The sequence below is a fragment of the Aquisalimonas sp. genome, from assembly GCF_007120195.1.
GTDB lineage: Bacteria > Pseudomonadota > Gammaproteobacteria > Nitrococcales > Aquisalimonadaceae > Aquisalimonas.
The window spans coordinates 1-25,511 of record NZ_SKOG01000071.1; the positions used below are offsets into that span (position 1 = coordinate 1).

The 25,511-nt window shown below is 65.8% G+C and carries 25 protein-coding genes and 1 other RNA gene; 22 read left to right on the forward strand and 4 right to left on the reverse strand.

Annotated features, from left to right (window positions below; genetic code table 11):
• The first annotated feature begins 232 nt into the window (after positions 1-232).
• The 6 genes from QZT63_RS05890 (at position 233) to QZT63_RS05915 (ending at position 5,033) form a co-directional block, all read left to right on the forward strand.
• Entirely contained in the window at positions 233-988 is a 756-nt protein-coding gene (locus tag QZT63_RS05890; protein ID WP_290649399.1) for a Nif3-like dinuclear metal center hexameric protein, read from the forward strand.
• 313 nt (positions 989-1,301) lie between these two features.
• Positions 1,302-1,904 carry a ubiquinol-cytochrome c reductase iron-sulfur subunit gene (petA, locus tag QZT63_RS05895; RefSeq protein ID WP_290649400.1) on the forward strand — a complete coding sequence of 201 codons (603 nt, stop codon included), beginning with the start codon at positions 1,302-1,304 and terminating at the stop codon, positions 1,902-1,904.
• Positions 1,904-3,136, forward strand: a complete 1,233-nt coding sequence (locus QZT63_RS05900) for a cytochrome bc complex cytochrome b subunit (RefSeq protein WP_290649402.1) — start codon at positions 1,904-1,906, stop codon at positions 3,134-3,136. The genes petA and QZT63_RS05900 overlap by 1 nt, the downstream gene beginning before the upstream one ends.
• Positions 3,136-3,867: a cytochrome c1 gene (locus QZT63_RS05905; protein WP_290649403.1), complete on the forward strand. Its 732-nt coding sequence runs from the start codon at positions 3,136-3,138 to the stop codon at positions 3,865-3,867. Before QZT63_RS05900 ends, QZT63_RS05905 begins: the two co-directional genes overlap by 1 nt.
• A gap of 53 nt (positions 3,868-3,920) precedes the next feature.
• Positions 3,921-4,550 (forward strand): glutathione S-transferase N-terminal domain-containing protein, encoded by a 630-nt coding sequence (locus QZT63_RS05910; RefSeq protein ID WP_290649404.1) that lies wholly within the window; start codon positions 3,921-3,923, stop codon positions 4,548-4,550.
• Positions 4,551-4,628: 78 nt separating this feature from the next.
• Complete coding sequence (locus QZT63_RS05915; RefSeq protein WP_290649459.1) at positions 4,629-5,033, forward strand: ClpXP protease specificity-enhancing factor; 405 nt, start codon at positions 4,629-4,631, stop codon at positions 5,031-5,033.
• Positions 5,034-5,077: 44 nt separating this feature from the next.
• Here QZT63_RS05915 and QZT63_RS05920 read toward each other — a convergent pair whose 3' ends face one another.
• The 4 genes from QZT63_RS05920 to QZT63_RS05935 all read right to left on the reverse strand — a co-directional run bounded on the left by QZT63_RS05920 (position 5,078) and on the right by QZT63_RS05935 (position 8,620).
• Positions 5,078-5,671, reverse strand: coding sequence for a BON domain-containing protein (locus tag QZT63_RS05920; protein WP_290649405.1), 594 nt, complete (start codon positions 5,669-5,671; stop codon positions 5,078-5,080).
• 6 nt (positions 5,672-5,677) lie between these two features.
• Positions 5,678-6,268 carry a phosphoheptose isomerase gene (locus QZT63_RS05925; RefSeq protein WP_290649406.1) on the reverse strand — a complete coding sequence of 197 codons (591 nt, stop codon included), beginning with the start codon at positions 6,266-6,268 and terminating at the stop codon, positions 5,678-5,680.
• Between the two features lie 70 nt (positions 6,269-6,338).
• Positions 6,339-6,692, reverse strand: a complete 354-nt coding sequence (locus QZT63_RS05930) for a YraN family protein (RefSeq protein WP_290649407.1) — start codon at positions 6,690-6,692, stop codon at positions 6,339-6,341.
• Positions 6,692-8,620, reverse strand: a complete 1,929-nt coding sequence (locus QZT63_RS05935) for a penicillin-binding protein activator (protein WP_290649408.1) — start codon at positions 8,618-8,620, stop codon at positions 6,692-6,694. The genes QZT63_RS05930 and QZT63_RS05935 overlap by 1 nt, the downstream gene beginning before the upstream one ends.
• 164 nt (positions 8,621-8,784) lie before the next feature.
• On the opposite strand from QZT63_RS05935, the gene rsmI reads away from it, so the two are divergent.
• From rsmI to QZT63_RS06015, 16 genes are all read left to right on the forward strand, one after another.
• A complete protein-coding gene (gene rsmI, locus QZT63_RS05940; RefSeq protein WP_290649409.1) occupies positions 8,785-9,600 on the forward strand; it encodes a 16S rRNA (cytidine(1402)-2'-O)-methyltransferase in 816 nt (271 codons plus the stop codon).
• A 72-nt stretch (positions 9,601-9,672) separates the two neighbouring features.
• Positions 9,673-10,029, forward strand: an RNA gene (gene rnpB, locus QZT63_RS05945) — RNase P RNA component class A.
• Between the two features lie 349 nt (positions 10,030-10,378).
• Positions 10,379-10,837, forward strand: coding sequence for a division/cell wall cluster transcriptional repressor MraZ (gene mraZ / locus QZT63_RS05950; protein WP_290649410.1), 459 nt, complete (start codon positions 10,379-10,381; stop codon positions 10,835-10,837).
• A gap of 16 nt (positions 10,838-10,853) precedes the next feature.
• Positions 10,854-11,789, forward strand: a complete 936-nt coding sequence (rsmH, locus tag QZT63_RS05955) for a 16S rRNA (cytosine(1402)-N(4))-methyltransferase RsmH (RefSeq protein WP_290649411.1) — start codon at positions 10,854-10,856, stop codon at positions 11,787-11,789.
• Positions 11,786-12,073, forward strand: a complete 288-nt coding sequence (gene ftsL, locus QZT63_RS05960) for a cell division protein FtsL (protein WP_290649413.1) — start codon at positions 11,786-11,788, stop codon at positions 12,071-12,073. The genes rsmH and ftsL overlap by 4 nt, the downstream gene beginning before the upstream one ends.
• Before the next feature lie 32 nt (positions 12,074-12,105).
• A complete protein-coding gene (locus QZT63_RS05965; protein WP_290649414.1) occupies positions 12,106-13,833 on the forward strand; it encodes a penicillin-binding protein 2 in 1,728 nt (575 codons plus the stop codon).
• Complete coding sequence (locus QZT63_RS05970) at positions 13,830-15,353, forward strand: UDP-N-acetylmuramoyl-L-alanyl-D-glutamate--2,6-diaminopimelate ligase (protein WP_290649416.1); 1,524 nt, start codon at positions 13,830-13,832, stop codon at positions 15,351-15,353. Before QZT63_RS05965 ends, QZT63_RS05970 begins: the two co-directional genes overlap by 4 nt.
• Positions 15,350-16,702, forward strand: coding sequence for a UDP-N-acetylmuramoyl-tripeptide--D-alanyl-D-alanine ligase (murF, locus tag QZT63_RS05975; protein WP_290649418.1), 1,353 nt, complete (start codon positions 15,350-15,352; stop codon positions 16,700-16,702). The genes QZT63_RS05970 and murF overlap by 4 nt, the downstream gene beginning before the upstream one ends.
• A gap of 1 nt (position 16,703) precedes the next feature.
• A complete protein-coding gene (gene mraY, locus QZT63_RS05980) occupies positions 16,704-17,786 on the forward strand; it encodes a phospho-N-acetylmuramoyl-pentapeptide-transferase (RefSeq protein ID WP_290649420.1) in 1,083 nt (360 codons plus the stop codon).
• A gap of 12 nt (positions 17,787-17,798) precedes the next feature.
• Positions 17,799-19,133, forward strand: a complete 1,335-nt coding sequence (gene murD / locus QZT63_RS05985; protein WP_290649421.1) for a UDP-N-acetylmuramoyl-L-alanine--D-glutamate ligase — start codon at positions 17,799-17,801, stop codon at positions 19,131-19,133.
• A complete protein-coding gene (ftsW, locus tag QZT63_RS05990; RefSeq protein ID WP_290649422.1) occupies positions 19,130-20,317 on the forward strand; it encodes a putative lipid II flippase FtsW in 1,188 nt (395 codons plus the stop codon). Before murD ends, ftsW begins: the two co-directional genes overlap by 4 nt.
• 14 nt (positions 20,318-20,331) lie before the next feature.
• Positions 20,332-21,402, forward strand: coding sequence for an undecaprenyldiphospho-muramoylpentapeptide beta-N-acetylglucosaminyltransferase (gene murG / locus QZT63_RS05995; protein ID WP_290649461.1), 1,071 nt, complete (start codon positions 20,332-20,334; stop codon positions 21,400-21,402).
• A complete protein-coding gene (gene murC / locus QZT63_RS06000; RefSeq protein ID WP_290649423.1) occupies positions 21,399-22,853 on the forward strand; it encodes a UDP-N-acetylmuramate--L-alanine ligase in 1,455 nt (484 codons plus the stop codon). The genes murG and murC overlap by 4 nt, the downstream gene beginning before the upstream one ends.
• Complete coding sequence (gene murB, locus QZT63_RS06005; RefSeq protein ID WP_290649424.1) at positions 22,850-23,749, forward strand: UDP-N-acetylmuramate dehydrogenase; 900 nt, start codon at positions 22,850-22,852, stop codon at positions 23,747-23,749. The genes murC and murB overlap by 4 nt, the downstream gene beginning before the upstream one ends.
• On the forward strand, positions 23,742-24,683 hold the full coding sequence (locus tag QZT63_RS06010) for a D-alanine--D-alanine ligase (protein ID WP_290649426.1): 942 nt from the start codon (positions 23,742-23,744) through the stop codon (positions 24,681-24,683). Before murB ends, QZT63_RS06010 begins: the two co-directional genes overlap by 8 nt.
• Positions 24,680-25,495 (forward strand): cell division protein FtsQ/DivIB, encoded by an 816-nt coding sequence (locus QZT63_RS06015; RefSeq protein WP_290649427.1) that lies wholly within the window; start codon positions 24,680-24,682, stop codon positions 25,493-25,495. The genes QZT63_RS06010 and QZT63_RS06015 overlap by 4 nt, the downstream gene beginning before the upstream one ends.
• Positions 25,496-25,511: the final 16 nt, after the last annotated feature.

The window sequence follows — 25,511 nt, forward strand, 5'->3', positions numbered from 1 at the left end:
CTCGCAGCCAATGGCCGTCGCCCTTGGCAAGAGGCGCAACACCGCTGCGCGGCCGGACAGGCGCTCCCGGAGGGCTTGCCGGTGCGCCTCCGAGGCGGTGTTGCCGGTCCTCGCCGTAGGGTCCGCTACGCCTTCGGCCCGGCGCCTAGCCTCGAAGGCGCACCGACAAGCAAAAGACAACGAATTTCGGTTACAGGACACTAGTATATCAATTCCGGATTGGGAGGAGGCGATGGAACCCGAGGCAATTGCTGCCTATATCGATGAGTTGCTGCAAGCCCCCGCGTTTGGCGATTACGCGCCCAACGGCCTTCAGGTCCAGGGACACCGCCCGGTCAGGCGCCTGGTCTCAGGGGTCACGGCCTGCCTGGCCCTGCTGGATGCGGCCGTGCGCCGGGATGCGGATGCCGTGCTGGTCCATCACGGCTACTTCTGGAAACATGAGGATGCACGGATCACCGGAATGAAGGCGTCGCGTCTGCGAACCCTGCTGACCCACGACATGAGCCTCCTGGCCTACCACCTGCCGTTGGATGCGCACCCGGAGCTTGGCAATAATGCCTGTCTTGCCAGGGGCCTCGGGTTGAGCGTTACCGGTACCTTCGACACAGGCACATACCGCCCGCTGGGCCTGTGCGGCGAACTCCCGCAACCCGAGTCCCTGCAGGCGTTTGCAGCTCGGCTGTCCCGCCTCCTGGGGCGGGAGCCAACCGTGGTGGCCGGGGGCGAGCATCCGGTGCAGCGTGTTGCGTGGTGTAGCGGCGGCGGCCAAGGGTTTATCGATCACGTCGCCACGCTTGGGGTGGATTTGTACTTTTCCGGAGAAATCTCCGAGCCCACCGTCCATACTGCACGGGAGTGCGGGCTGCATTACCTGGCGGCCGGGCACCATGCCACGGAGCGTGGCGGGGTGGCGGCGCTTGGCGATCACCTGGCGCAGCGCTTCGGGTTCAGCCACGAGTTCGTCGATGTGGACAGCCCGGCGTGAGTGCAGAATTTCGTGCCTTGGTGCTGTCCAAATAAACACGAAGGGCCCCGGCAAGGCAGGTGTGTGGCCGTTGTGGCTTGACCTGCCAAGGCGGATAGCGGATCCTGGTTCGCCGTGCCTGAGGGGGAAGTGTGAAGCAATTTTGCCCCTCGATTTGCGTCGGTGACCACGCTGTCCATATGCCACGGCCGCTACCTCGGTCGGGCGCCCGGGGCGGTTGTGTCAGAGTTGCGACAACCCGCCACAAGCAGGTGAGTGTAATTTCGCAGGAGATCACTCAAGTCACGTGGAACAACCCAGCGAGGGGGTAGCTATGAAACATGATGGCGCGGACAAGAGAAGGCGCCGGTTTCTGACCGCGGCAACCACCGTGGTCGGGGGCGCTGGCGTCGCTTTTCTGGTGGTACCCTTTATCGCCTACTGGCGGCCGAGCGCGCGTGCCGAGGCGGCGGGCGCACCGGTGGAGGTTGACATCACCGGCCTGGAGAAGGGTCAGCTGATCAACGTCGAATGGCGTGGCAACCCGGTGTGGATCTTCCGTCGGGACGAAGAGACGGTCGATGCCCTGGAGACGATCGACGCCCAGCTCGTGGACCCGGACTCCAACGATCCGCAGCAGCCGGACTATGCGCGTAACAAGTACCGGTCGGTCAAGCCGGAGATCATGGTGCTGGTGGGCATTTGCACGCACCTGGGCTGTTCGCCGCTGTTCCGTCCGGACGAGACGCCGGAGGGAATGGACCGCGAGTGGATCGGCGGCTTCTTTTGCCCATGCCACGGGTCGTACTTCGACTTGGCAGGACGGGTGTATCGGGGGGTGCCGGCGAATCTAAACCTCGTAGTCCCACCCTACAAGTTCATCGACGATGACACCATTTTGGTAGGTGAAGACGACGAAGAAGAAGGAGTAGCCTGATGAGCGAAACCAGATCGGGGGGGCTGGTTGGCTGGATTGATGACCGCTTTCCAATGTCAAAGATGTGGCGCGAGCACCTCTCGGAGTATTACGCGCCCAAGAACTTCAACTTTTGGTACTACTTCGGGTCGCTCGCGCTGCTGGCACTGGTCATTCAGATCATCTCGGGCATCTTCCTGACGATGAACTACATTCCCTCCGAGGATCGCGCATTCGAGTCGGTGGAGTACATCATGCGCGACGTCGAGTGGGGGTGGCTGATTCGCTACATTCACACCACCGGCGCCTCGGCGTTCTTCGTGGTGGTGTATCTGCACATGTTCCGGGCGCTCATGTACGGCTCCTATCAGAAGCCCCGGGAGCTGCTGTGGATCTTTGGCTGCCTGATCTTTGTGCTGCTCATGGCCGAGGCGTTCATGGGCTACATGCTCCCCTGGGGGCAGATGTCCTATTGGGGCGGGCAGGTAATCATCTCGCTGTTCGGCGCGATTCCTTTCCTTGGCCCGGATCTGGCGCTGTGGATCCGCGGTGATTACGTCGTCAGCGAGGTGACCTTGGGCAGGTTCTTCGCGCTCCATGTGGCCGCCGTGCCGCTGGTAATCATCTTGCTTGTGGTGGCGCATATCCTGGCGCTGCACGAGGTAGGCTCCAACAACCCCGACGGCATCGACATCAAGAAGAACAAGGATGCCAACGGCGTGCCCAAGGACGGTATCCCCTTCCACCCGTATTATTCGGTGAAGGATCTCGTGGGCGTGGGTGTGTTCTTCCTGTTCTTCTCGGTGGTGCTGTTCTATGTGCCGGATTTCTTCGGGTTGTTTATCGAGGCGCCCAACTTCGAGAAAGCCAACCCGTTGGTGACCCCGGATCACATCGCCCCGGTGTGGTACTTCGCCGCCTTCTACGCCATCCTGCGCGCGGTGCCGGATACCTTCGGCGGTGTGCTGCTGATGGGGCTGGCCGTGCTTATCCTCTTTGTGCTGCCGTGGCTTGACCGGGGGCGCGTGCGCTCCATCCGGTATCGCGGGTTCAGCTTCAAGGTGGCTCTGGGGCTGTTTGCCGTTGGCTTTATTCTCCTGACCTACCTGGGTACGCAGCCGGCGACGGCGATGAACGTAATCATGTCCCGTATCGGCTCGGTGATCTACTTTGGCTACTTCATCTTCCTGTTCGTCTACACGGCCTTCGGCCTGGAGAGGACCAAGCCGCTTCCCGAGAGGGTGACGTCCTGATGAAAAAACTACTTCTAGTGCTGACGCTCGTACTCACTCCGGCGCTGGGCTGGTCGGCCGCCCCGGGCGGCGACATGATGGATCCCAACGTCAATCCCCACGACAAGGCGTCCCTGCAACGCGGGGCACAGCTGTTTGCCAACTACTGTATGGCCTGTCATGAGGCCTCGATGATTCGGTACAACCGCATCGCGCAGGATCTGGGGATTGACGAGGATCTGGTGGAGAGATACCTGATCTTCAAGCCCGACACACTGGTGCAGGAGACCATGACCAATGCGATGTCCGAGGAGGACGCCGAGCGGTGGTTTGGCGTGGCAGCGCCGGATCTGTCCCTCACGGCACGCCGGCACGGACCGGGGTACATCTATACATTCCTGAACAGCTTCTATGTAGATGAGGACGCAGCCACCGGTTACGACAATACCGTCATCTCCGGAACGGCAATGCCGCACGCGCTGGAATCCCTGCAAGGCCGGCAACAAGGCGTGTTCGAGGAGCAAGATGGTGAGGAGGTTCTGGTCGGCTTCGAGGTGGAAGAAGGCACCGGAACGATGAGCGAATCGGAGTATCAGGCGGCGACGCAGGATCTCACCAACTTCCTCGATTACGTGGCTGAGCCGGTCAAGGCTGAGCGCCAGCGCCTCGGGGTCTGGGTGCTGCTGTTTTTCGCCGTCTTCACGGTTCTGGCGTACTTCCTGAAGAAGGAGTACTGGAAAGATGTCCATTGATCCGTTGGCCGCCGGGCACCTGCCCGGCGGCCTGTCCACCGCGGGAGTGCCGGATGGCCTCAGTGAGCAAGCGTTCCGTGATGACCCTTTTCTCCGGGGCGACTTGCCCCTATAGCCACCGGGTACGCTTCGTTCTGGCCGAGAAAGGAATCCCAGCCGAGATCCATAGTGTGGACACGGGGGCCATCCCCGAGGACCTCATGCAACTCAACCCCTACGGCGGCGTACCGACGCTCGTCGACAGGGATCTATGCCTGTACGAGCCGAAGATCATCATCGAATACCTGGACGAGCGGTTTCCGCATCCGCCGCTGATGCCCGTGGACCCGGTATCGCGCGCCAAGGCGCGCCTGGCCCAATACCGTATCGAGCGTGACTGGTACGGCATGCTCCAGGAACTTGAGCGCGGCGGTGGCGAGGCGGCGTCCGAGCACCGTGCGGCGCGGGCGTTGCGCGAAGAACTCACCGCAGCGGATGAGCTGTTTGCCCAGGGTGCCTGGTTCCTGAGCGAGGAACGCACGGTGATGGACGTCGCCCTGGCTCCATTGCTGTGGCGTCTACCACGGTACGGCGCCGATCCCGGTGACGCCGCCCCGTCGCTCCGGCTCTACAGCGAGCGCCTGTTCGCGCTGGATGTATTCAAGGCCAGCTTGACGGACGCCGAGCGCACCATGCGCGCCTGATGTCTGGCCCTGCGAGGCCATTTGATAGAGAGCAAACCGGGTGTCACGCCCGGGGAGTCCGCTGCAATGCATACTCCGATGACGCCAAGTCGCCCCTATTTGATCCGTGCCCTGTACGACTGGATTATCGACAATGACCTAACCCCTTACTTGCTGGTCGACGCGAGCCGGGATGGGTTGCGCGCGCCCATGGAGTATGCCGATAACGGGCGCCTGGTGCTCAATATATCCGGGCGGGCCGTGCGTGAGCTGCAGCTGGGCAACGAGCTGATCGCTTTTAGCGGACGCTTTGGCGGCGCTGCCCTGGACGTGGAGGTTCCCGTTCGGGCGGTAATGGCCATCTATGCCCGCGAGAATGGGCAGGGCATGCTGTTCAACGACACCGACGACGATCCACCGCCCTCCGGGGGTGATGACAGTGAACAGGCGACGGATAATCACGCCAAGACGTCGCGGCAGCCCAATCTGCGTGTGGTCAAGTAGGGGCAAGCACCGGCACACCCAGGCGCATTGCGCCGGCACCCCCGCTACTGGACGTACTCGAACATTCGGACCACCTCGCGGACGCCGCCCACGCGGCGGACCTCCTCGGTGATGGCTTGGGCTTCCTCCGGTGTCACCCGTCCCATCAGGTAGATGCGGCGGCGCTCGGTGAGAAGCACAAACCGGTTGCGGTCGAGCGTCTCCGGAGTGTCGAGTGCCAGCAAGCGGGTACGGGCGGTGGCGCTGATCATGCTGTCGCGGCTGCGGGCGAATACGGAACTCAGGGATGCCACGACGAGTTCATTATAAACGCGCCGGGCGCCGCTTTCTTCCCTGGCGAGCTCGGCGATGCGGCGGCCTAGTTCCCGGTTGGGAACCTCGCCAGTGAGCAGGGCGATTCCCTCGAACACGGTGACGGTGATGTTGGACTCGTGGCGGAGCTCATCGTCACTGAGAATTTCGGCCATGATGCGCGAGCGAATGCGTTGGTCGTGCAGCCGTTCGCTGAAGGACCGGGCATCGAGCTGGTATTCCAGCCGCGCTTCGCCGTCTCCACTCGGTGCGGCGCAACCGGCCGCCACCCCCACGAGTAAGAGCGCGCAGGCGAACCGCATACACAGGCGTTTCCAGTGGCACATGGTGAGTCACTCGCTGCCGAACAGTGAACGATCGATGCTGTCGCAAAGGCAGTGGATGACGAGGAGATGCACCTCCTGGATGCGGGCTGTCACCGTTGCCGGGACGCGAATCTCCACATCGGTGTCGCGCAACCGCTCGGCCATGGGGCCGCCGTCCTTGCCGGTCAAGGCGACCACGCGCATACCCCGTTCGTGTGCGGCCTGGACGGCAGCGAGCACATTCGGTGATTGGCCGCTGGTGCTGATCGCAAGCAGGACGTCCCCATCCTGTCCCAGGGCGCGGATCTGTTTGGAAAACACCTCGCTGTAGTCGGCATCGTTGGCAATGGATGTCAGCGTGGAACTGTCCGTGGTCAGCGCAACCGCGGGTAAGCCCGGACGTTCCATCTCGAAGCGGTTGAGCAGCTCCGAGGAGAAGTGCTGGGCATCCGCGGCGGATCCGCCGTTGCCGCAACTCAGGATCTTGCCCTCGCTGCTCAGGCAGCGGACCATCAGTGCGCCGGCGTCGGCGATGGCCGGGGCGAGCACTTCCATGGCCACCTGCTTGGTCCGTATGCTGTCGTGAAAATGCTGAATGATGCGATCGTGGGCGTTCATCGCGGCTCTCTGGGTTGGCTACCATGGCACGGACTGTAGCACTGCGTCATCGGGGTCGCATCCCTGTGGTTTATGCGGCGTCGAAGGCGTTCGCCACCCACTCCAGCGAGTCGCCGTTGATGGCAACCACGTCGAACCGGCAGGGACAGTTCAGGCGGCGATGCTGCAGATAGGTACTGGCAGCGTGGATGAGCCTTCGGCGCTTGCGGGGGCCGACGGTTTCCAGGGCGCTGCCGCGGGTCGAGTCGGCGCGGTAGCGTACCTCAACGAATACGAGCGTGTCGCCGTCTTCCATGATGAGATCGATTTCGCCGCGCCGGGTGTAAAAGTTGCGCTCGCGCACCTGCAGGCCGTGGCGCTGCAGGTGACGGCAGGCCCGGTCCTCGGCCGAGAGTCCGCGTTCCCTGCGGTCGGGTCCGTTCATTATTCCGTATCTTCTGTCTGTTCGGCATCCTCGCCTGTCGTGTCCAGGCGGGGTAACCGTGCGCGATCCTCGTCCGGGTGCAGGCGCTCGACCTCGCCGCGGTGGAAGCGGGCGGGAAGGACTTCCCGGTGAACCAGCCCCTTGTGGTCAATGCGAAGCAGGCCGGTTGCCCCTTCCAGGCGCTCGCCATCGTTGGCGCGCATGGTTGCAAGATAAGGAATCAGCCGGTAGGCGTCAGCGCCGAGGGCGTACAACGGTGCATGCTGCTGCAGGTGGTCCTGCCAGGCCGTGCGCATGGACGTGCGGGTTGGTGCCAAGTGGTCTCCCTCGCCAAGCATCCAGGGCATATCAAAGAAGACCACTCCCGCCATGTCCCGGTCAGCTGCGACGTCCTCGCGTCCATTCCAGGCGTGGGACGTCGCCATCACCGGCAGATCCAGGGCGCGGTGGAAGCGCAGCTGCGGCCGGATGAGGCGTGCCTGGCGCGGAAAGGCGCCGACGAATACCACATCCACATCCTGGCGGCGTCGTGGCTCGAATTCCACGGATCGTCCGATCGTCTGGCGCAGCCGGCGCTCCCGCTCCCTGCTTTCATCCAGAGCCAGCATGCGCCGGATCGGCGTGGAAAAGTCGCTCTCATCCGGCGGGTATTCTTCCCGCGCGAGGACGGTGCCACCGCCGCTGTCGTAGGCCTCAGCGAAAGCGGCGGCGACGCGTTCGCCCCAGTCATCACTGGGCACCAGCACCACGGCATGGCGCTGTCCGCTGGCCAGTGCATGGCGTGCCGCCTGGCGCGCTTCGTGTTCCGGGAGAAGGCCGAAGCGGAATAGATTGGCCGGTCCGGGGGCCTCTTCGGCGTCATTGGGGCTGTTGAGTGCGAGCATTGGCACCGGCAGGGAAGGAGCTTCGGCAAACACGGACACAGCGGCCCGGGTCAGTGGCCCCACCACGAGATCCGAGCCTGCCTGGACGGCATGTGTATAGGCCGCCCACGGGTCCTCGCCGTTGTCGCCAACGTCGTGGACCCGGACGTCCGGCGCGTGGTTCGGGTCCTCAAGCCGGGCTGCCAAGAACCCGTCACGCACGGCCCGGCCCGAGTCGGCGAGGGAGCCCGAGAGCGGCAGCAGGATGTCCACCCGCTCGGGGCGGAGCATCTCCTCGCGGTATCGCGCCATGAGCTCCTCGGCGATGGTTCCTGCCGCCGGATGCTCCGGGTACCGCTCGCGCCAGAGTTCCACCGCCTCCTCCATGCTCGGCGGGTCCAGCCGGTAGTTGCGAATCAGGAAGGTCAGCTCCAACCAGCCGCCGTAGACATCGGGTGCCGGGGGCATTGTCTCGCGCAGCCGCTGCATCGGCACTTCGGCAAGCGTTTCACGAAGGCGTTGCCGATTGCGATCAAGCCGGTCATCCTCGGGCAGCAAGGACTCGAGGCTGGCCCGGGTTTCCGCGCTTTCCAGGAGACGCCCCATGCGGTATTGGGCGTCGGCGCGCAGCTCCACCAGATCGGCCGCGCGTCGCGTGTCGCTGGGGAGTCGCCGCTCGACGAGTTCCAGTGCCCGCTCATAGTCACCGTCGGCCATGGCGGCGCGCGCGAGGATGACATCGCGAAAGTCAGTGATGGATGCCGGCGTGTCGTCATCGGTCTTGATGTCGGTCGCCATGCGCTCCCCCTGGCTCACCTCGCCGGCGTCCACCAGCGTTGCCGCTGCCCGCAACGTATACTCGTCGCGCAGCGGCGGCTTCTCCGCCTGGGCGGCCTCCAGGAAGGCCGACACGGCGGCGTCCAGCTCGCCGGCAGCCAACGCCTGTTCCGCGGTGTCAATGGCCGGATGGCGGGGCTCCTCGGGTCGCGGGGCACAGGCAACCAGCGTTGCCAGGAACACGATCAGGGCGAGTCGAAGGGGCCACTGCGGCAATGGCTCGTGCATAGGCGTGTATGATCCGTCACTATCGGGTGGAGAATGACAGCCAGCGGCCAACGCGCCCCGTAGGCATGTAGTTATTGCGCTGGCAGTTCCAAATTCTCCAGGGCGTAAGCTTATCAGCAACACAACCAAGGGGGAACGTGTTGGCGGCAGCAGGAAGCCTTTACGTGGTTGCCACCCCCTTGGGGAACCTCGCGGACATCACCCAGCGCGCGCTGGAGGTGCTGCGTCACGTGGACCTCGTCGCCGCTGAGGATACGCGGCACAGCGGGCGGCTGCTGACTCACTTTGGCATTCGGGCGCGCCTGCGCAGCCTCCACGAGCACAATGAGGCCGATCGCGTTGCGGAGCTGATCGAGCGCCTGAGCGCGGGCGCGACTATTGCCTTGATCAGCGATGCGGGCACCCCGCTGATCAGCGATCCAGGCTATCGACTGGTCCGCGAGGCGCACCGGGCCGGTGTGCGGGTGGTACCCGTCCCCGGTGCATGCAGCCCAATTGCCGCGTTGTCGGTCTCCGGTCTGCCGACGGATCGATTCTGCTTTGAAGGATTCTTGTCGGCGCGCTCGGGCCCGCGGCGCAAGCAGCTGGAGGCGTTGCGCGGCGAGCCGCGTACCCTCGTGCTGCTGGAGTCTTCGCATCGGATTGAGGCGTGTGTGCAGGATCTAGCGGCGATTTTCGGCTCGGAGCGCCGCGCGGTCATCGCGCGTGAGCTCACAAAGGCGTTCGAAACGGTGAAAGCGCTACCCCTGGGCGAGTTGCTCGCCTGGCTACACGCTGACCCCGACCAGCGGCGTGGCGAGTTCGTACTGGTCATTCAGGGCGCGCCTGCATCGGTCGCCGACAGCGATCAGCAGGATCGTGTGCTCGGTCTATTACTCCAGGAGTTGCCGGTCAAGAAAGCGGCGGCGCTTGCCGCGAGCATTCTCGGCGTGCCGCGGAACGCGTTATACAAGCGTGCGCTTGCCCTGCGCGGCGACTAGTGTCCTGTAACCGACAAGCAAAAGACAACGCATTTCGGTTACAGGACACTAGGGTGTGGTAACCTAACAGGTGGAGTCGGCCAGGCAATCGCTGTCGATAACGTCTCGACGGAGGAAAGTCCGGGCTCCATAGGGCAGGGTGCCAGGTAACACCTGGGGGGCGTGAGCCTACGGACAGTGCAGCAGAGAACAGACCGCCGATGACCCCTGCGGGGGTACAGGTAAGGGTGAAACGGTGCGGTAAGAGCGCACCGCACGAGTGGTAACACATCGTGGCACGGTAAACCCCACCCGGAGCAAGACCAAATAGGGGAGCGATGGTGTGGGCCCGCACCGCTCCCGGGTAGGTCGCTTGAGGCGTGCGGCGACGCACGCCCCAGAGGAATGGTTGCCCACCGACAGAACCCGGCTTATCGGCTGACTCCAACCGAGTACCGTCGGCCCCGTGACCGCCCTTGCGGTGGCGGGGCCTCTATTGCCTGCATCAATTTGCCCTTCGCCTGGCACGACGTTATTGAGACATTCGTTCCCCGCTTACCAGGCCCATTCGTCTCCCCTATTTCCAGATCGATCATCTAACACACTGATTTGGATGTTCTTCTTTTCCCTTCTGCACCGTCGTCTGGCAGCAACATGCTGCGTTTCTTAAGTCATTGTCACGCAAGCAAGAATCTGACCTGGTCGCTTGACACGTGGGAGATGCGCTCCATATAGTGTGCCAAAGTGGGATGAAGTGGTAAAAAATGGCATAACCATCACAGGGATCGTCGGGGGGAATGTGTTTCGGGTCCGCGGGGTTGCCAATCTCAATCTCGATACGAAGGGGCGTATGAGCTTCCCAAGTCGTTTCCGCGACCGGCTCATGAGCTTCTGCGACGGAGAGGTTGTGGTGACGGCGGATCCGGAGCGCTGTCTGCTTGTCTATCCGCTGCCGGAATGGGAAGAAATCGAGGATAAGCTCATGGCGTTGCCGTCATTGAATGCGCACGCCCGCTCCCTGCAGCGCGTCTATCTCGGCCATGCCACCGAAGCACAGCTCGATGGCAGCGGCCGGATCCTCCTGCCGCCCCCCCTGCGGGAATTCGCCGGTCTCGACAAGCGCGTCGTTCTGGTGGGGCAGGGTAAGCGTTTTGAACTCTGGGACGAAAATGCCTGGAATGAACAGTTCGACCACTGGCTCTCGGCAGCCGCGGACAAGGAGGGGATGCCGGAAGAGCTCCAGCAGCTCTCCCTGTGATCCAGACCAAGAAGCGATGACCGCTGAGGATCAACACCGGCCGGTACTTTTGGCCGAGGCAGTGGAGGCACTCAACGTGCGCGAGAGCGGTCTTTACGTCGATGGAACCTTTGGCCGAGGCGGGCACGCCGCGGCCATCGTGGATCGGCTCGGGCCAGCCGGGCGCCTCTGGGCCCTGGATCGTGACCCGCAGGCGATTACCGCGGCACAGGAGCGGTTTGGTGATGACCCACGCGTTCGGATTCATCACGGAACTTTCGCCGGTATGCCCGACCTGCTGCACGCCGAGGGCGTGGAGGCGGTTGACGGTGTTTTGCTGGATCTGGGTGTCTCCTCGCCGCAGATCGATGATGCGCAACGGGGCTTTAGCTTCCGCCACGATGGGCCGCTGGACATGCGCCTGGATACAAGCAGCGGCCCCACGGCCACGGAGTGGCTGGCGCGTGTGGAGGAGGGCGAAATCGTCCGCGTCCTGCGGGAGTACGGGGAGGAGCGCTTCGCCAAGCGTATCGCCAGGAACCTGGTGCGCGCCCGGGAAGACGATCGCCTGCCGCAGACCACCGCCGCGCTGGCGGATCTGGTGGCGGCCGCCGTTCCGTTCCCGGACCGCCACAAGCACCCGGCCACGCGCACATTTCAGGCCCTGCGCATCGCCGTCAACGGCGAACTCGATGCATTGCGGGTGTGCCTGGGAACGCTTCGTGACCGGCTCGCCGTTAGAGGTCGCCTGGTGGTGATCAGTTTTCATTCCCTGGAGGACCGGATGGTCAAACGCTTCATCCGGGATGCCGGGGAGCGTCGCGATCTGCCGCCGGAGATTCCGGTGGTGCCGGACGGGTTGAAGGCCTGGTTGAGACCGGTCGGTAAGGCCGTGCGCGCCTCGGAGGATGAGACACGCGGTAATCCGCGGGCCCGCAGTGCCGTGATGCGCGTCGCGGAGCGTCTGCCGTGAACGGCCCGGTGGTCTGCGCGCTGTTCCTCGCCATCGCTGTGGTCGCCACGGCGGTTTTGGTGGTCTCCAGCCAGCACCAGAGTCGGGCGCTGTTCACGGAGTTGCAGGAATTGAACCGGGAACGGGATCGCCTCGATGCGGAATGGGGCATGTTGCGACTGGAACAGGGCGCATGGGCGACCCATGGGCGAATCGAGCGCTTGGCCCGGGAGAAGCTGGACATGGTCATGCCGGGCGGGGAGAACGTTATCGTCCTGCGCCGTGGCGGCACGGACAATGATTGAGGCCCGACACAGGGAAACGGGAGTCGCAGGTAGTGAGCACTGACGCCAGGCAAGCGTACCACCCCCCGCATTGGCGTTATGTTGCCGTGTTGCTGGTGTTCGCCTTAATGGCGGGGGTGCTCTCCTGGCGAGCGGTGGATTTGCAGGTTGTGCGCAAGGACTTTCTGCAGCACCAGGGGGAGGCCCGTCATCTCCGGGTGGTCTCGGATCCCGCTCATCGCGGCATGCTCACGGACCGCACCGGTGAGCCCCTGGCCATCAGTACCCCCGTGGATTCTGTCTGGGCCCACCCCGGTGACCTGCTGGAGGCGGCCGACCGTGTCCCGGAGCTGGCGAAGGCGTTGAATCTCGACCCGGATGCGCTCACGCGGCGCCTGCGTGCGCGCGCTGACCGGGAGTTCATCTATCTGCGGCGGCATGTGCCGCCGGAACACGCGCGCACCGTTATGGCTCTCGGCCTACCTGGTGTGGCACTGCGCCGGGAATACCGCCGGTTTTACCCGGGTGGCGAGGTCACGGGCCAGCTGCTCGGTTTCACCGACGTCGACGATGTCGGTCTTGAAGGGCTGGAGCTCGCGTTCGAGGGGTGGCTGCGGGGCAAGCCCGGGCGCAAGCGCGTGCTGCAGGATCGGCGTGGCCGGGCCATCGAGGACGTGGAACAGCTCACGGAACCCCGTCCGGGTAGAGATCTGCAGCTGAGCATTGATCGCCGTCTGCAGTATCTCGCCTACCGGGAGCTCAAGGCTGCTGTGAACACCCACGATGCCGACGGCGGCTCGCTGGTGCTCATGGACGCCAAGACTGGCGAAATCCTGGCTATGGTCAACCAGCCGGCGTTCAATCCCAATAATCGCGCCGCCATGGAGCCTAGCCACCACAGGAATGCGGCCGTGGTCAACGCGTACGAACCCGGCTCCACGATCAAGCCGTTCACCATGGCGGCGGCTCTGGATTCCGGTGCGGTGACACCGGAGACGCGCGTCGATACCCGGCCCGGGGTGATGCGGGTGGGGAGTCATCGGGTTCGTGATCTGCGGGATTACGGCCGCATCGATCTCGCCACAATCATTAGCAAGTCGAGCAATATCGGTGCCGCCAAGTTGGCACTGGACATGGACGAGGATGAACTCTGGCGGCTTCTGGTTCGCTCGGGGTTTGGTCAGCGGGTGGGTGCTGGATTTCCCGGTGAACCCGGCGGGTGGCTGTCGGAGCTGCCACCCAGGCGCGACGTCGAGCGAGCCACCCTGGCTTTTGGTTACGGCCTGTCCACGACGCCCCTGCAACTGACCCGCGCCTACGCGGCGATTGCCGGTGACGGCACCATGCCGATGCCGTCGTTCCTGCAGCGAGACGAGTCTGAGTATCGCAAGCGTGTCATGAGCGCCGAAGCGGCGGCGCTTGTGCGGGGCATGATGGAGCAGGCCACGCTTCCGGGCGGTACGGCCATGCGGGCGCGCGTGCCCGCCTATCGGGTGGCAGGCAAGACCGGAACGGTGCGCAAATCAGTGGCCGGCGGCTACTCCGAGGACCGCTACGTCGCCTGGTTCGCAGGCATGGCGCCGGCCAGCGATCCCAGTCTGGTCATGGTGGTCATGCTCGACGAGCCCTCCGGCGATGCGTACTACGGTGGTCAGGTGGCCGCGCCGGTATTTGCGCAAGTGATGGGGGGCGCCCTGCGTCTGCTCAACGTCGCGCCCGACGGTCTCGACGCCGAGTCGGTGCTGCCCCCGCTGACGGCGATGGGGGAGGACGCGCCATGAGTGCCGCGTTCGGCCAGCCGGATTGGATCTCGCTGGGGGCCGTGCTCGAAGGATATGCGCAGGTCGCACCGGCTCAGGATGTGCCGATCCGGGCTTTCACCGTCGACAGCCGGCGTGTGTGCGGGGGTGCTGCCTTTGTCGCCCTGCCTGGTAGTCGGGTCCACGGCTTGGACTACTTGCCGGAGGCCCTGAACCATGGCCCGGCGGCGGTCGTTTGCGACCCCAACGGTGCGCCGGATCTGGCAGCGGCGGAGCAGGCCTGCGTCGCCGCCGGCGTGGCGTTCGTCCCGCTGAATGGTCTCAGCGCGGCGCTGGGCGAACTCGCCGCCCGCGTGCACGGCCATCCGGCGGAAAGACTGTGTACCGTGGGGGTCACGGGGACGGATGGCAAGACCTCCGTGAGCCAGTTTCTGGCGCGCGCGCTGGATGTGCCGGAGAGGCGGTGTGCCGTGATCGGTACCCTGGGCGCCGGTTTTCCCGATGCGCTGCAAGAGACCGGTCTGACCACGCCGGATGCCGCCACGGTGCAGGCTCTGCTGCGCGACCTGCTGGAGCGGGGTGCCTTCCACGTGGCCATGGAGGTCTCCTCCCATGCCCTGACACAGCACCGGGTGGCGGGTATCCCCTTCGATACAGCCGTGCTGACGAATCTGGGCCGGGATCACCTGGATTATCACCCGAGCGCGCAGGCGTACGCCGACGCCAAGTGCCAGTTGTTCCGCATGGACGGGCTGCGTCTGGCGGTTTTGAACGCCGACGATGCCCTGGGCAGGCGCCTGCACCGTGAGCTACGGCCAACCGCGGTCGACGTGCTCAGCTACTCCCTGGACGCCAGTGCCAAGGCGGAGGTGATGTGCACCTCCCTGCAATCCGAGCCCGATGGCCTGCGCATGCATGTGGCCACACCGGTGGGCACGGTGGCGGTGCGCGCGCCGCTGCTGGGCCGTTTCAATGCCGCGAATGTGCTGGCGGTGATCGGCGTGTTGGTGGGGCAGGGCATGACGGCGTCCACCATCGAGACCAGGCTCGCCCGGTTGCAACCGGTGCCGGGCCGCATGGAGCCCATCGTCGCTAGTGCCGGCCCGCTGGCGGTGGTGGACTACGCCCACACCCCGGGGGCGCTGCGCTCGGCCCTGGTTGGACTGCGCCAACACGTGACCGGACAGCTTTGGTGCGTGTTCGGGTGTGGCGGCGATCGTGATGCCGGCAAGCGCGCGCTGATGGGCGCCGCAGCCGAGCGCCTTGCCGACCGGCTCATCATCACCGACGACAATCCGCGCACGGAGAATCCGGACGCCATTGTGTCTGCGATCAACGCCGGATTGCGTCGTCCGCACGCGGCACGCATAATCCGCGACCGCGCCGAGGCGATTACCACGGCCCTGCGCGAGGCTGCTCCAGGAGATGCCGTACTGATTGCCGGTAAGGGCCACGAAACGTATCAGATCACGGCCACGGGGCGGCATTTTTTCAGTGACCGCGAGACCGTTCGGCGCGTACAGGCCGGGGGTGAGCCGTGATCCGATTGCGCCTGGACGAACTGATACGCCCCTTGAGCGCGGAGCTCAGTGGCCCCGCCGTGGAATTCACGGGGGTGGCCACGGACAGCCGCCATGTGCGTCGCGGCGAGCTGTTTGTTGCCCTGCAGGGCGAGCGGTTCGACGGTCATCGGTTTGTGCAGCAGGCGCTCGACCGTGGGGCCGCTGCGGTGATGGTCTCAGTCCCCATCGGGGTGTCGGCGCCGGTGGTGACGGTCCCGGATACCCGGCGTGCCCTTGGCGAGTTGGCCCGGCTCTGGCGGCGGCGCAGCCGCACCCGGATCGTGGCGGTGACCGGCAGTAACGGCAAGACCACGGTCAAGGAAATGCTCGCCGCCATCCTGCAGCGCGAGGCACCGACTCTCGCCACCCAAGGCAATTACAACAACGACATCGGTGTGCCTCTGACCCTGTTCCGGCTGGGCGAGGCGCACCGTCTGGCGGTGATCGAGATGGGCGCCAACCATGCGGGCGAGATCGCTTGGCTGGCCGGAATCGCCGAACCTGATATCGGTCTCGTCACCAACGCGGGGCCCTCGCACCTTGAGGGCTTCGGCAGCCTGGAAGGCGTTGCCCGGGCCAAGGGGGAACTGTTCCAGGGATTGCCCGGGTGGGGCACCGCCGTTATCAACGCCGATGATCCCCATGCCGGACTGTGGCGGGACTTGGCCGCAGGGGTTGCGGTGTCGGACTTCGGCATGGAGCACCACGCCAGTGTTGTGGGGACAGAGACGGCTGGTGGCCTGCTGACAGTCACCACTGCGGAGTCTAGTTTTAGCCTGAAGCTCCCGGTGCCGGGGCGGCACAATCGGTATAACGCCCTCGCGGCGCTGACCGCGGCACGCGCACTGGGCGTGGGCGCCGACCGGATCCGGCGGGCGCTTGAGACGTTCCAGCCCGTGGCCGGGCGTTTGACGCCGCGCACCGGTCTGGCCGGCAGTGTGCTGCTTGACGACAGCTATAACGCCAATCCCGCTTCCCTGGTCGCCGGCCTGGAGGTGCTCGTCTCGGCGGCCCGGCCCCGCTGGCTCGTGTTGGGCGACATGGGCGAGTTGGGCGCTGACGCCCTGGAGCTGCATGCTTACGCCGGGCACCGGGCCCGCGAACTTGGCGTCGACCGGCTCTTTACTACCGGCCCGTTGAGTGCGGCGGCCAGTGAGGCGTTCGGGGAGGGCGCGAGCCACTTTGCCGACACCGATGGGCTGATTGAGACATTGCGCGATGCACTGGAACCCGGAGTGACAGTCCTCATCAAGGGCTCGCGCAGTATGGGGATGGAATCAATCGTGGGCGCCCTGCAGGTGCCGGAACCGGCCAGGGGGGAGGGCTGACATGCTGCTCCAACTGGCGGCTTTCCTGGAAGAATTCCACAGCGGCTTCCGTGTATTCCAGTATATCACTCTGCGCGCCATCCTCGGTGTGCTCACAGCGCTCGTGATCTCCTTCATCGTCGGGCCGTTCGTCATCCGACGCCTCGGTCAGCACCAGATCGGCCAACAGATCCGGCACGACGGCCCGCAGTCGCATCTCGCCAAGTCCGGCACGCCCACCATGGGCGGTGCCATGATTCTGGTGGCGATTGCGGTGGCGACGCTCCTGTGGTCGGACCTCGGCAATCGCTATGTCTGGGTGGTCCTCATGACCACGCTCGCTTTCGGTTTTATCGGCGGCGTCGACGATTACCTCAAGCTGCGCTACGGCAACAGCCGCGGCCTTCCGGCGCGGCAGAAGTATTTCTGGCAGTCCGTTGTTGGCCTGACCGCCGCCACGGTGCTGTACGTGACGGCGCAGCACAGCGTGGAGACCACGCTGATCCTGCCGTTCATCAAAGACGTCTCCTGGCAGCTGGGCTGGCTGTTCATTCCCCTCGCCTATTTCGTGATCGTGGGCGCCAGCAACGCCGTCAATCTCACCGATGGCCTGGACGGATTGGCCATCAACCCCGCCGTGCTTGTGGGTGGAGCGCTGGGCGTGTTCGCCTATGCCTCCGGCCATTTCGAGTTCGCCGACTATCTGGGGATTCCGTTCGTTCCCGGCGTGGGCGAGGTGGTCATTTTCTGCGGCGCCCTGGTGGGTGCCGGTCTGGGTTTTTTGTGGTTCAACGCCTATCCCGCGCAGGTGTTCATGGGCGACGTAGGGGCGCTGGCGCTGGGGGCGGCCCTGGGCATCGTGGCGGTGGTGGCGCGCCAGGAGCTTGTGCTGTTCATCATGGCCGGCGTGTTTGTCATGGAGACGGTGTCGGTGATGCTGCAGGTGGCCTCGTTCAAATTGACGGGGCGGCGCGTCTTTCGTATGGCGCCGTTGCACCACCATTTTGAGCTCAAGGGTTGGCCGGAACCGCGGGTGATTGTTCGTTTCTGGATTATCACCGTGATTCTGGTGTTGATCGGGCTTGCTTCGTTGAAGATCAGATAGATGCAGGTAGCTATGGCGACAAGGAGGCAGGCAACGGTCGTGGTTGGCCTGGGCCAAACCGGGGAGGCTTGCGTGCGCTTCCTCCATGGCCGCGGCCACACGGTTGCTGCCACCGACAGCCGTCATCGCCCGCCGGGGTGGGATGTTGTCCGGCGCCTGGACGCCCCCATTCCGCTGCATCTTGGCGAGCTCGACGCGGCCTTGCTCGCCGACGCCGGGGAGATCGTGGTCAGTCCGGGTGTCTCGCTGAACGAGCCCGCGCTGCGCCCGGCCCGGCTTTGCGGTGTGCCGATCATCAGCGAGATCGAGCTGTTCGCCCGGCATGCGAAGGCGCCGGTGGTGGCCATTACCGGGTCGAACGGCAAGAGCACGGTGACGACCCTGGTGGGCGAAATGGCGGCCCGCGCCGGCAAGCGCGTGGGTGTCGGAGGTAATCTCGGTCCGCCCGCCTTGGATCTGTTGACCGATCCGGAGCCTGATCTCTACGTGCTCGAGCTGTCGAGCTTTCAGCTGGAAACCACGCAATCACTGCGCCCGGCCGCCGCCGTGGTTCTCAACATCAGCGCCGACCATCTGGACCGGCACGGCGACGTTGAGGCTTATGCCCGGATCAAGGCCGGGGTGTATGCCGGCGAGGGGGTCATGGTGATTAACCGTGATGATCCACGGGTTGCAGCCATGGCGCGTCGCACGCGGGTGGTGAGGCGGTTCGGTCTGGGCAAACCGGCACCCGGCGGGTACGGTGTGGTGCGCACGGCAGGCGGCGATTGGCTCGCCCGCGACCGCGACCTGTTGCTGGCCGTGGGCGATCTGGCGCTGCAGGGCCGGCACAATCGCTGGAATGCGTTGGCGGCCATCGCCCTGGCGGAATCCGTCGGGCTACCGTTCAGCGACTGTGTGTCCGTCCTGCGCGAATTCCGCGGCTTGCCCCATCGTATGGAATGGCTTGGCGAGGGGCGCGGGGTGCGCTGGATCAACGACTCCAAAGCCACCAATGTTGGAGCCGCCCTGGCCGCCGTGAGCGGGCTTGACGGCCCACTGGTGCTCATCGCGGGCGGCCAGGGTAAGGGTGCGGATTTCACGCCGTTGGCCAGGTCCCTGGAGCGCAAGGCCCGTGCAGTCGTGCTCCTGGGCGAGGACGCACCGGTGCTCGCCCGCGCCCTCGAGGGCCGGGTTGATCTGGTGCGTGCCCGGGATATGCAAGACGCGGTGGCGCGGGCGGCAGAGGTGGCGCAGGCGGGGGATACCGTGCTCCTGTCCCCTGCCTGCGCCAGCTTTGACCAATTTCCCGGCTACGAGGCGCGGGGCCGCGCCTTTGCCGACGCGGCGCGGGGGTGGATCGCATGAACGCCCGCCTCCACAACGCTGTTGCCGCAGAGGCCCGGCGTGCCAACGCCCTGTGGCCCAACCTTGACCAAGCCCTGCTCACGGCGGTGGTCGCAGCCGTCCTGATCGGGCTGGTCGTCGTGACATCGGCGTCCATGTCCTTGGCGGAGAGCCAGTTCGGCGCTCCCTTCTACTACGTGCAGCGGCAGCTGCTGTTTGTCGGTATGGCCGTCGTCGTCAGCTGGGCCGTGCTGCAGGTGCCGATTCGAACCTGGTATCAGGCCAGCGGCGTGCTGCTCCTGCTGGCGTTGCTGCTGCTGGTTCTGGTCCTGGTCCCAGGGGTGGGGCGGGAGGTCAATGGCGCCAGCCGTTGGATTCCCGTGGGCATCTTCCACCTGCAGGTCTCGGAAGTCGCCAAGTTCGGTGTCCTCTTTTATCTGGCCGCTTACCTGGTCCGGCGGGGCGATCGGGTTCGCGGTTCCATGCAGGGGTTTCTCATCCCCATCGCGCTGCTAGGAGTGAGCGGGCTACTGCTGCTGATGCAGCCCGATTTCGGCGGCGCGATGGTGCTGGTCGCCACCGGGCTGGGGTTGCTGTTCCTGGCAGGCGTACCCCTGTGGCGTTTCGCCGTGCTGGTGGCCGGGGCCGGCGGCATCGCCTGGACGCTCATCATGACGTCGCCGTATCGGGTCACGCGGCTGACGGCGTTCGTGGACCCGTGGGCGGATCCGTTCAATACCGGCTTCCAGCTGACTCAATCCCTGATCGCCATTGGCCGCGGCGAGTGGTTTGGGGTCGGGCTGGGGGCAAGTGTGCAGAAGCTCTTTTATCTTCCTGAGGCGCACACCGACTTCGTTTTCGCCGTGCTGGCTGAGGAGTTGGGCCTGCTCGGCGTATTGGCCGTGTTGGCGCTGTACGGCTGGATTGTGTGGCGGGTGCTATCCATTGGCGCAGCGGCTCTGCGGGCGCAGCAGCCGTTTGGCGGCTACCTGTGTTTCGCGACGGGCTTTTGGCTTGGGCTTCAGAGCTTTATCAATGTTGGTGTCAACATGGGTCTGCTGCCGACCAAGGGGCTGACGCTGCCGCTGATGAGCTATGGCGGCAGTAGCCTGTTGACCACCGTTGCGGCGCTCGCCGTGGTGTTGCGGGTCGACTATGAGCGGCGCATGGCGGGCCGGGCGGCAAGCCCGAGGAGGTCGGCATGAGCGCGCGCACGGGCATGAACGCGCCAGTGCTGGTCATGGCCGGCGGAACAGGTGGGCATGTTTTCCCGGCCCTGGCGGTCGCGGACGCCCTGCGGGCGCGCGACGTCCCTGTGGTCTGGCTGGGCACGCGCCAGGGCCTGGAAGCCCGGGTGGTCCCGGAGGCCGGCCTCGCGCTGGAGTGGCTGACGGTGCAGGGGCTCCGTCACAAAGGCCTGGCCGGCTGGTTGCTGGCGCCTCTGCGAGTCCTGCGCGCCACGGTTCAGGCCACGGGCGTGCTTCGGCGGCATCGCCCGCGGGCCGTTCTGGGAATGGGCGGCTACGTCGCCGGCCCGGGTGGCTTGGCGGCGTGGCTGTTGCGTTGCCCGCTGGTGATCCACGAACAAAATGCGGCCGCGGGGCTCACGAACCGGCTACTGGCCCGGCTGGCCCGGCGTGTTCTCGCCGGCTTTCCCGGGGCCTTCCCGGAGTCCATGGCCGAGGTGACGGGCAACCCGGTGCGGGGCTCCATTGTTCGCCTGACGGCCCCCGAGCAGCGGGCGCAGCCCGGCGACGCGTGGCACCTGCTGGTGCTGGGCGGCAGCCTCGGTGCCCAGGTGCTCAACGAGACCGTGCCCGCGGCGCTGGCGACGCTCGCCGCCGCACAGCGCCCGAAGGTCTGCCACCAGGCCGGGGAGAAGACCCGGGCGGTGGCGCGACAAGCGTATGCAGGCGCTGGCGTGGACGCCGAGATTGTCACGTTCGTAGCCGACATGGCGGCGGTCTACGCCTGGGCCGACCTGGTGGTGTGCCGGGCGGGGGCGCTGACCGTGAGCGAACTGGCCATTGCCGGTGTGCCGGCCATCCTGGTGCCGCTCCCCCATGCCGTGGACGATCACCAGACCGCGAATGCCCGGTACCTGGTGGACAATGGCGCCGGCGTCCTGTTGCCGCAAACGGAGCTGACGGCCGAGCGCCTCGGCGCACTGCTAACGGAGCTTGCCGAGGACCGCTCGCAGCTTTCGCGCATGGGACAGGCCTCACGGGCCCTTGCGCGCCCGGACGCTGCCGAAACCGTGGCCGAGCGCTGTCTGGAGGTGGCCCGATGACAACCGACAGCCATCATTCCACCTGGGATCACACCCGGCCCGGCACCATGGGGCGCGTGCGCCGGATCCATTTTGTCGGCGTCGGTGGTGCGGGGATGAGCGGTATCGCCGAGGTGCTGCTGAACCTGGGTTATCGGGTCTCCGGCAGTGATCTGCGGGAGAACGCGGTAACCGAGCGGCTGCAGGGCCTTGGGGCGACGATTTGGATCGGTCATGCAGCGGCGCACGTGGCGCAGGCGGATGCGGTTGTCGTCTCCAGCGCCGTCGGCGAGGCCAACCCTGAGGTGGTGGCGGCGCGGGAGGGGCGCATTCCCGTCGTCCCGCGCGCAGAGATGTTGGCGGAGCTGATGCGGTTTCGTTACGGCGTCGCCGTGGCCGGAACCCACGGCAAGACCACAACCACGAGTCTGGTGGCGAGCGTCCTGGCCGAAGGCGGCCTGGACCCCACCTTCGTAATCGGAGGCCGGCTGACCAGCGCCGGTGCCAACGCGCGGCTCGGCGAGAGTCAATTCCTGGTCGCCGAGGCCGATGAGAGCGATGCCTCGTTTTTGTATTTGCAGCCGATGATCGCCGTGGTAACGAACATCGACGCAGACCATCTTGGCGCCTATGGCGGAGATTTCCAGCGCCTGCGCGGTACATTCCTGGAGTTTCTCCACCACATTCCCTTCTACGGGCTGGCCGTGCTGTGTGTCGACGACGCCGAAGTCCGGGCGTTACTACCGGAGGTTACGCGGCCGGTACGAACCTACGGGTTTGATACCGGCGCCGATGTACGGGCGTTCGACATCCGCCAGGAGGGCGCGCGCACGTATTTCAGTGTGCGCATGAACGGGACCCCCGAGCCGTTGCGCGTGGGTCTCAATCTCCCTGGCCGTCACAACGTGCTCAACGCATTGGCCGCGATTGCCATTGCCGATGAGTTGGGCGTCGATCGGGACGCCATTGTCCGGGCCCTTGGCGAGTTCCAGGGCATCGGGCGGCGTTTCCAGAGCTACGGCGAATTGCCGTTGCCCGGGGGTGGTCATGCCCTGGTGGTGGATGACTACGGCCATCACCCGAGCGAAATCCGGGCGGTGCTCGAGGCGGTGCGCTGCGGCTGGCCGCAGCGTCGCCTGGTGGTGGCCTTCCAGCCCCACCGCTACAGCCGCACCCGTGATCTGTTCGACGATTTCTGCCGGGTGCTGGCGGATGTGGATGGGCTGGTCGTCGCGGAGGTTTACGCCGCTGGCGAGGAGCCCCTGGCCGGCGCCGATGCGCGCTCCCTCTGCGCTGCGATCCGGGTGCGCGGCCGCGTGCATCCGGTGTTTGTTGAATCCGTTGAGGAACTGGTGGATACCCTTCCCGGCGTTCTCCAGGACGGCGATATCCTGCTCACCCTAGGCGCCGGCAGCATCGGTGCCGTAGCGGGCAAGCTCCAGGCGCAACTCGGCGGAGGGCCGTCATCATGACGATGCAGCTGCGCGGCGAGCTGAGCCGGAACGAGCCCATGGCCCGGCACACCACCTGGCGTGTGGGCGGACCTGCGCAGCGTTGCTATCGGCCGGCTGACCGCGAGGATCTGGTGGAGTTTCTGCGCTCGCTGCCGGATGACGAACCGGTGCTGTGGTGTGGCCTGGGCAGCAACCTTCTGGTTCGCGACGGCGGTGTGCAAGGCACGGTGGTTTTCCTGCAAGGCGGCGTGGGTGAACTACGCCGCCTCCCCGGCAACCGCGTCCATGCCGACTGCGGTGTTGCCTGCGCCAAAGTGGCACGGTTTAGCGCGCGGGTCGGCCTGGTGGATGCGGAATTCCTGGCCGGGATTCCCGGCACGATGGGCGGCGCGCTGGCCATGAACGCCGGTGCCTTCGACGGCGAGACTTGGGGCGTGGTGGAGACAGTGGAAACCGTGGGCCGTGACGGCACGGTCCGGCAGCGCGCCCCCGACGCCTACCGCATCGGCTACCGCAGCGTTGAGACCCCGGCGCAGGAGTGGTTTCTCAGCTGCACGCTGGCGTTGCGGCAGGGCGACAGCGAAGCCGCCATGCAGCGCATCCGCGATCTGCTCGCGCGCCGCGCCGCCAGTCAGCCCATCGGAAAGCCGAGTTGCGGCTCCGTGTTTCGGAATCCCGACGGCGACCATGCTGCGCGACTCATCGAGGCGGCGGGACTCAAGGGGCTGCGCCGAGGCGGTGCGGTGGTCTCGGAGAGGCACGCAAACTTTATTGTCAACGAGGGCGGGGCGACGGCCGCGGATATCGAGTACCTGCTCGAGGAGGTCAGGAGCGTAGTCGAGGTGCGTTTCGGCGTGCGGCTCGAACCGGAAGTCCGTGTCGTGGGACAAGCACGGGGGATCGGCGATGAGTGAGTGGCCAGCGATCAAACCCCAGGACATGGGCCGCGTCGCGGTGCTTATGGGGGGATGGTCCGCCGAGCGGGAGATCTCACTGCGCAGCGGTGGCGAGGTGCTCCGCGGGCTTCGCGCCCGTGGCGTGGATGCCCATGGCGTCGACGCCGGGCGGGATGTGCTCGAGGTGCTGGACAAGGGTGGCTACCAGCGCGCGTTTGTCGCGCTGCACGGCCGCGGCGGCGAGGACGGCGTGATCCAGGCTGGCCTGGAATTGCTGGGCATACCGTACACCGGGAGTGGTGTACTGGGTTCCGCACTGGCCATGGACAAGCTGCGCTCAAAGCAGCTGTGGTGCGGGGCCGGGTTGCCAACCCCGGATTACATTGAATTGCGCCCGGAGACGGACCCCGCGGACGTGGTGGCGACGCTGGGTGTGCCGGTGATCGTCAAGCCGGCCCATGAAGGCTCGAGCCTTGGCATGACCCGCGTGACCAGTGCCCAGGAACTGGCCGCCGCGCGGACTGTGGCCGCCGAATACGACACAGACATATTGGTCGAGCGTTGGATCACCGGCGAGGAGTACACCGTCTCCCTGCTTGGTGACGCGGTGCTGCCGGCGATCTGCCTGCAGACGCCGCGGACGTTCTACGACTTTGCCGCCAAGTACGAATCGGATGACACCCGGTACCTGTGCCCCTGCGGTCTCGGGGCGGCCGATCTCGAGCGCCTCAACACCCTGGCCGTCGAGGCGTTCCGGGTTCTGGACGGCTGGGGTTGGGGCCGCGTGGATGTCATGCGTGATGGTGATGGGGCCCTCTGGTTGCTCGAGGTCAATACCACACCGGGGATGACGGACCACTCCCTGGTTCCCATGGCGGCGGCCGCCGCCGGGATTGATTTCGAGGAGCTCGTGTGGCGGATTCTGCTCACCAGTCGCAAGGAGCGAGGATGAGGGCCCGACGCGGCAGCCGGCGCGGTGCCCAGTGGCGCAAGCCGGCGCGGGAGGCGGCTGGCGATGCGGCTCAGCGCGTGGAAAGCCGGGCACGTCGACTGGGTTGGCTGCGCCGGGGTGCCTTGGCCGCGGCTGTGATGGCCGGGCTGGCGGGCGCTGCGTGGGGCACGGCGTGGTTGCTGGCGCCAGGCACGTTCCCGTTGCAGTCGGTGTATTTCGACAGCCGGTTGCAGCACGTGCGCGAGGACGATTTGCGCGATGCACTGAGGGGGCATCTGGATGACGGATTCTTGGGGCTGGACGTGGACGCAATTCACGCTGCGCTGGAAGCACTGCCTTGGGTGCGAAGCGCGGCGGTGCGCCGGGTGTGGCCCGGACAGCTGCGCGTCGAGATCCGTGAGCAGGTTGCGGCTGCGGTGTGGAACGGGGAGGCGCTGTTGAACACCTCGGGGGAAGCCTTCGATGCCCCGGAAGACACGTGGCCATCCGATCTGCCGGAACTCTCGGGGCCGGCGGGTCGCGAGGTGGACGTGGTGCAGCGCCACCAGGAGGTGGAGCGCACCCTGGGACGCATCGGCCTTGCCGTTGATGGGCTGGCCATGGATGCTCGCGAGTCATGGACCATCGAGTTGGAGACCGGTGCGCGGATCCGGCTCGGACGCGAGAGCGTTGACCGCCGCCTGGCACGGTTTCTTGCCGCCTATCCGGGGCTGGTCCGCGAGCGTGGGACGGATCTGGCACACGCCGATCTCCGCTATCCCAATGGTTTTAGCGTGCGTTGGCGCGAGGATGGAAACCACGCGGCTGACTGACGAGAGGATGCAAGTA

Excerpts from the sequence above, each read along its gene's own strand:
- QZT63_RS05910 (WP_290649404.1), top strand. The coding sequence starts at position 3,921 with ATGGCCTCAGTGAGCAAGCGTTCCGTGATGACCCTTTTCTCCGGGGCG.
- QZT63_RS05925 (WP_290649406.1), bottom strand. The coding sequence starts at position 6,268 with ATGAACGCCCACGATCGCATCATTCAGCATTTTCACGACAGCATACGG.
- mraY (WP_290649420.1), top strand. The coding sequence starts at position 16,704 with ATGCTGCTCCAACTGGCGGCTTTCCTGGAAGAATTCCACAGCGGCTTC.
- petA (WP_290649400.1), top strand. The coding sequence starts at position 1,302 with ATGAAACATGATGGCGCGGACAAGAGAAGGCGCCGGTTTCTGACCGCG.
- murG (WP_290649461.1), top strand. The coding sequence starts at position 20,332 with ATGAACGCGCCAGTGCTGGTCATGGCCGGCGGAACAGGTGGGCATGTT.
- QZT63_RS05920 (WP_290649405.1), bottom strand. The coding sequence starts at position 5,671 with ATGTGCCACTGGAAACGCCTGTGTATGCGGTTCGCCTGCGCGCTCTTA.
- murC (WP_290649423.1), top strand. The coding sequence starts at position 21,399 with ATGACAACCGACAGCCATCATTCCACCTGGGATCACACCCGGCCCGGC.
- QZT63_RS06010 (WP_290649426.1), top strand. The coding sequence starts at position 23,742 with ATGAGTGAGTGGCCAGCGATCAAACCCCAGGACATGGGCCGCGTCGCG.
- murB (WP_290649424.1), top strand. The coding sequence starts at position 22,850 with ATGACGATGCAGCTGCGCGGCGAGCTGAGCCGGAACGAGCCCATGGCC.
- QZT63_RS05900 (WP_290649402.1), top strand. The coding sequence starts at position 1,904 with ATGAGCGAAACCAGATCGGGGGGGCTGGTTGGCTGGATTGATGACCGC.
- ftsW (WP_290649422.1), top strand. The coding sequence starts at position 19,130 with ATGAACGCCCGCCTCCACAACGCTGTTGCCGCAGAGGCCCGGCGTGCC.
- QZT63_RS06015 (WP_290649427.1), top strand. The coding sequence starts at position 24,680 with ATGAGGGCCCGACGCGGCAGCCGGCGCGGTGCCCAGTGGCGCAAGCCG.
- murD (WP_290649421.1), top strand. The coding sequence starts at position 17,799 with ATGGCGACAAGGAGGCAGGCAACGGTCGTGGTTGGCCTGGGCCAAACC.
- QZT63_RS05915 (WP_290649459.1), top strand. The coding sequence starts at position 4,629 with ATGACGCCAAGTCGCCCCTATTTGATCCGTGCCCTGTACGACTGGATT.
- QZT63_RS05970 (WP_290649416.1), top strand. The coding sequence starts at position 13,830 with ATGAGTGCCGCGTTCGGCCAGCCGGATTGGATCTCGCTGGGGGCCGTG.
- QZT63_RS05890 (WP_290649399.1), top strand. The coding sequence starts at position 233 with ATGGAACCCGAGGCAATTGCTGCCTATATCGATGAGTTGCTGCAAGCC.
- QZT63_RS05905 (WP_290649403.1), top strand. The coding sequence starts at position 3,136 with ATGAAAAAACTACTTCTAGTGCTGACGCTCGTACTCACTCCGGCGCTG.
- QZT63_RS05930 (WP_290649407.1), bottom strand. The coding sequence starts at position 6,692 with ATGAACGGACCCGACCGCAGGGAACGCGGACTCTCGGCCGAGGACCGG.
- QZT63_RS05935 (WP_290649408.1), bottom strand. The coding sequence starts at position 8,620 with ATGCACGAGCCATTGCCGCAGTGGCCCCTTCGACTCGCCCTGATCGTG.
- rsmH (WP_290649411.1), top strand. The coding sequence starts at position 10,854 with ATGACCGCTGAGGATCAACACCGGCCGGTACTTTTGGCCGAGGCAGTG.